The sequence below is a fragment of the Collinsella sp. TF07-1 genome, from assembly GCF_003437235.1.
Taxonomy (GTDB): Bacteria; Actinomycetota; Coriobacteriia; order Coriobacteriales; family Coriobacteriaceae; genus Collinsella.
This window is the reverse complement of sequence record NZ_QSRV01000045.1, coordinates 1-5,385: the sequence shown is the minus strand read 5'-3', so window position 1 is coordinate 5,385 and position 5,385 is coordinate 1. Positions and strand designations below refer to the sequence as shown.

Sequence of the window (5,385 nt, the reverse complement as noted above, 5' to 3'; positions counted from 1 at the left end):
CCACTTCCCGGAGCAAGGCAACCCGCCCGGAGCAGGCCCCAGCGCGAGACCATCCAGCAATGCGCTCCCCGAGCAATCGCTCACCGCTGGTTGCGCAAAAGTCAGCGAGCGAGTTCCAGGTGCCCCAGGTCGCCGCGAAAGAGGAGCGACGCGTACTTCTTGTACGCGAGCGACGGTTTGAACGGCGAGATGGGGTGCCTGGAACCCGCGCAGCGTCGAGCCATTACGCGGTTTGGTAAAACCGCGTAACTAAGTTACTCGTTGTCGCCTGCGGTCATTTGGGTTGCGGAGAGCGTGCCGTCGGCGGCAGTTGCAGCCGCAGCGTCGGGCCAGACCCAGTCAGTGAAGGCCGGGTGATCGAAGCCCTCGTTGCACGCGAACTCAAAGGCCTCGGTGCGGAAGGCCTCCCACTCATCAATCTGCTCGGCAAACTTATCGGCGTCGACCATGCGCAGCACGTCGGCGGCCAGGGCCCAGCGGTCCATGTTGTTCAGGCGCAGCATGTCGAACGGCGTGGTCGTGGAGCCCTTCTCCTCGTAGCCGTGAACGCGGAAGGCGTCGTGGCCGGGGCGGTTCCAGATCAGGCGGCGAATCGTGCCGGCATAGGCGTGGAATGCGAAGAGCACGGGCTTCTCGCCGCAACCGAACAGCTCAGCCCAGCGCTCATCGCTGATGGCCTGGTCGTTCTCGCAGACGTTCTGAATCTTGAGCAGATCGACCACGTTAACGAACCACGCCTTAATGCCTAGCTCGCGCAGCATGTCGGTTGCAGCCAGGGCCTCGAGCGTCGGCACGTCACCGCAGGTCGCAACCACGACGTCGGCCTCGGCGAGTGAACCAGCGGTCGATGCCCACTTCCAAGTCGCGACGCCCTCGGCGAGCTCGGCCTTTGCCTCGTCGACCGTCTGGAAGGTCGGGGCGGGCTGCTTGCCGCAGAAGATGGCGTTGACGCAGTCAGTCGACTGGTAGACGCGCTCGGCCACAGCGAGGGCCATGTTGGCGTCGGCCGGATAATAAGCATTCACGATATGCGTGTCGTTGGCCTTGTTGAGCAGCAGGTCGATAAAGCCGGGGTCCTGGTGCGAGAAGCCGTTGTGGTCCTGACGCCAGACATGGCTCGACAGCAAAATGTTGAGGCCGCTGATGGGGGCACGCCACGGAATCTCGCGCTTGGTGGCCTCGAGCCACTTGCAATGCTGGTTGACCATGGAATCGACCACGTGGACAAAACTCTCGTAGGAGCTCCACACACCGGAGCGGCCGGTGAGCACGTAAGCCTCGAGGAAGCCTTCGCACTGGTGCTCGGACAGCTGCTCGACGACCTTACCGGAGCCGGCCAGCAGCTCGTCGTTGGCCTCGTCCTCGTAGAAGCCGGCATCCCACTGCTTCTTGGTCACCTTGTAGGCGGCCTGCAGGCGGTTGGACGCGGTCTCGTCGGGGCCAAAGATGCGGAAATCCTCCATGTTCTTGGCCAGAACGTCGGCAGTGTACTCACCAAAGACGCGGGCAGCCTCGGTGGAGCCCCAGCCATGGCCCTTCTCGGCGACGGGAATCTCGTGGGCGTGGATATCGGGCAGCTCGAGCTCGCGGCGCACCTTGCCGCCGTTCGCGTTGGGGTTGGCGCCGATGCGCAGCTCGCCAGTCGGCATAAAGGCCGTCACCTCGGGGCGTACCTGGCCCTCGGGCGTAAAGAGCTCCTCGGGCTTGTAGGAGCGCAACCACTCGCGCAGTACGCGGAAGTGCTCGTGAGTGTCCTTGGCACTCGCCAGCGGCACCTGATGGGCGCGCCAGGAGTCCTCGGTCTTCTTGCCGTCGATGTGCTTGGGGCAGGTCCAGCCCTTGGGAGTACGGAACACAATCATGGGGTAAGCAGGGCGGGCCACGGTCTCGCCTGCGGCTGCCTGGGCCCGCGCGGTGGCCTTGATGTCGCAGATCTCGTCAAAGACCTGCTCAAACAAGGCAGCGAAACGCGCATGGATGCTCGCGTGGCTCTCGTCGTCAAAGCCGGCGACAAAGAAGTGCGGCTTGTAGCCCATGCCCTCAAAGAACTTGGTGAGCTCCTCGTCGGACACGCGGGCGAGGATGGTGGGGTTGGCGATCTTGTAGCCGTTGAGGTGCAGGATTGGCAGGACGATGCCGTCGGTTGCCGGGTTCACGAGCTTGTTGGACTGCCAAGAGGTGGCAAGCGGACCGGTCTCGGACTCACCGTCGCCCACCACGGCCACGGCCAGCAGGCTCGGGTTGTCCATGACGGCGCCGTAGGCGTGGCTGAGCGTGTAGCCGAGCTCGCCGCCCTCGTGGATGGAACCGGGCGTCTCGGGCGCAAAGTGGCTCGGGATGCCGCCGGGATAGGAGAACTGGCGGAAGAACTTCTGCAGGCCGGCCTCGTCATTGGTGATGTCGGGGCGGATCTCACGGTAGGTGCCATCGAGCAGCGACTGGGCGGTGCCAGCAGGGCCACCGTGGCCCGGGCCCATCAAGAAGATGGCATTCTGGTTGTGATCGGCGATGAGGCGGTTGACATGACCGAACAGGAAGTTGATGCCGGGCGTGGTGCCCCAGTGACCGACCAGACGGTGCTTAACGTCCGGACGACCGAAGTCGCGCACCTCACCGGTTTTCTCGTCGACAAAGTCGGGGCGCATTAGCGGGTTAGAGCGAAGGTAGATCTGACCGACGGACAGATAGTTCGATGCGCGCCAATACAGGTCGACGCCCTCGAGCTCGGAAGCCGGCACCTCGTGGCCCAGCTTTTGCCACGGCGTCCCCAGTGTTTTAGCCATTGTTTATGTCCCTTCGCTGTGCGGTCACCCTCCAATACGGCAACCTTTCGTTGGGACCAGTATATTTGCTAAAACGTTTTATCATGGTGAAAAAACGTTTTACCACCCTTATCAATCCCATCGATTAGCAAAACGCGACATTCACCTGCGACGTTGATTGTCACAGGTGCTCCACATTCGGTCTCTGCAAATTGGTAAACGTTTTTAGTTGTGTTTAGTAAGCTCGAGCACGCTGTCCTTAACGATAAGCTCCGGCTCCAGAACGACCTCTTCGGCACGCCTGCCGCCCCTACCGGCAAGACGCTTGGACATGCAGCCAAAAGCATGCTCCGCAAGGACACCAGGGTCCTGCTCAATCGCGGTCAGTGCCGGCTCAAAGAGAACGTCGGCCGCCGAGTTGTCATAGCTCACCACCGAGATATCGCCCGGGATGCTCTTCCCCATCTCGTGCAAGCGCTTGAGCAAACCGAGGGCAATGTTATCCGAGCTTGCGAACACGGCAGTGGCGTCAGTTGCGAGCACTGCCTCCGAGGCCTCGTATGCGCTCGGAATGTAGTACTCGCTCTCAAACTCCAAACGCGCGTCGATCGGCAGGCCAACCTCGCGCAGCGCGCGCTCATAGCCGGCAAGTCGCTTGCGACCCGTATTGGAACGGCGGGCATTAACCAGGCAGGCAATACGGCGGTGGCCTTGCTCGATCAGATAGCGGGTGGCCATATAGCCGCCCATCTCGTGGTCGAACATCACCTTGTCGCACTCGAGCCCCTCAATGGCACGGTCGACCATTACGGCCGGGATGGGCAGGTGGCTGACCTCTTCGCGCAGGGCGCGGTCATCGGAGAACTCGTCACCCACCACCAGGAAGACGCCATCAACGCCGCGCGTCACCAGCTGGCGCAGCAGCTCCAGATCGTCATCGGCGCTTCCGCCCGAGCTGGTAATGAAGAGCGCATAGCCGTCCTCGCGGCAGCGCTTTTCCAGGCTACCGGCGAGCGAGGCAAAAAAGCGGCTCTCGATGTTAGGGACGATAAGGCCCAGCGTGCGCGACTCGCGCATGACCAGGCTACGCGCGATCTGGTTAGGAACATAGTGGTTGCGCGCCGCGACCTCCTTGATGAGCTTGCGGTTTTCTTCCGAGATGCGACAGGGCCGATTATTGAGAACAAGCGAGACCGACGAGGGGGAAAGCCCCACCTCCTGGGCAATCTGCTTGAGAGTAACTTTGTTGCCCATCTCGCTCCTTCCGAGTATTCGCGCAATCTCTTGAAAGTATAGCGACCGTCCCTCTACCTCGATGATAAACACTTTACCAATCCGGTAGACGGCTGTTTTACCGCCGTGATTGGTGCAAAGTAACCTGGCCCCTTTGCACCATGTGATGCATTGGGGTCAGGTTACTTTGCACCAAATCCATCCGGGTGGGGTATATTGCATTCGATTGATGAAAACGACCACCATAAGGCGGATATTCGTATGCACGAGAATGACTTTTTTAACGAGGACCTGCTCTGCGCGCTCGCCGGTGTTGCCGGCGAGGACAACGTGTTGATGAGCGAGCCCATGCGCGACCACACCACGTTTAAGATCGGCGGCCCGGCCGACGTCTTTGTCACGCCCGACACCGAGCAGGGCCTCGTCGCCACGCTTGACACCTGTTATCGCTGCGACCTGCCCCTCACCATCGTGGGCAACGGCTCCGACCTACTCGTCGGCGACAAGGGCATCCGCGGCGTCGTCGTGGCGTTGGGCGAGGGCCTCTCCGACATTACGGTCAACGGCACGCACGTCACGGCAGCAGCCGGCGCCTTGCTTTCCGATGTCGCCGCGACGGCAGCCGAGGCCGGCCTCACCGGCATGGAGCCCATCTCGGGCATCCCCGGATCGGTCGGCGGCGCCTGTTATATGAACGCCGGCGCCTATGGCGCCTGCATGGCCGATGTGCTGGAGTCTGTGCGCGTCTACAAGCCCGCCCGCATGCTCGACGACGGCACCCGCGGCAGCGGCAACATTATTGAGTTCGATGTCGATGAGCTCAACCTGGGCTATCGCAAGAGCCGCATTGCCGACGACGGTTTCGTCGTGCTTTCGGCCACTTTCAATCTCGCCCCGGGCAACGCCGCGATGATCAAGGCCGACATGGACGACTACCACCAGCGCCGCGAGGACAAGCAGCCGCTCGACATGCCGAGTGCCGGCTCCACCTTCAAGCGCCCCGAGGGCTACTTTGCCGGCAAGCTCATCATGGACGCCGGCCTGCGAGGACACGCCATCGGCGGCGCGCAGGTGAGCGAAAAGCACTGCGGCTTCATCGTCAACGCCGACCACGCCACCGCCGCCGATGTCGACGAACTCATCCGCCACATCCAAACAACCGTCAAAGACCAATTCGACGTAGACCTAGAACCCGAAGTCCACCGAGTAGGCGAATTCCTCTAATAAAAAAGAAGGCCCCGAAAGGGGGCTTCGCCATCTTTATATCAGGCAACCAGTCCGGTGTGTCGCGCTTTGAACCCGAAAGGTCCGGGACTGCGGGCGAGGCATAAGGTTGGTCGCGAGTTCCGCACGCAAAGAAGGCCACTTAATGTGGCCTTCGTCTTGCGCA

3 protein-coding genes are annotated in these 5,385 nt (G+C 61.8%); 1 reads left to right on the top strand and 2 read right to left on the bottom strand.

Annotation, left to right across the window (positions count from 1 at the left end; translation table 11 throughout):
* Nucleotides 1-254: 254 nt before the first annotated feature.
* Together DXC67_RS10065 and DXC67_RS10060 are read right to left on the bottom strand one after the other, a co-directional pair.
* Nucleotides 255-2,783: a phosphoketolase gene (locus DXC67_RS10065; protein WP_117638265.1), complete on the bottom strand. Its 2,529-nt coding sequence runs from the start codon at nucleotides 2,781-2,783 to the stop codon at nucleotides 255-257.
* A gap of 204 nt (nucleotides 2,784-2,987) precedes the next feature.
* Nucleotides 2,988-4,016, bottom strand: a complete 1,029-nt coding sequence (locus tag DXC67_RS10060) for a LacI family DNA-binding transcriptional regulator (protein ID WP_117638264.1) — start codon at nucleotides 4,014-4,016, stop codon at nucleotides 2,988-2,990.
* Nucleotides 4,017-4,256: 240 nt separating this feature from the next.
* On the opposite strand from DXC67_RS10060, the gene murB reads away from it, so the two are divergent.
* Complete coding sequence (murB, locus tag DXC67_RS10055) at nucleotides 4,257-5,219, top strand: UDP-N-acetylmuramate dehydrogenase (protein ID WP_117638263.1); 963 nt, start codon at nucleotides 4,257-4,259, stop codon at nucleotides 5,217-5,219.
* The last annotated feature ends 166 nt before the right edge of the window (nucleotides 5,220-5,385 follow it).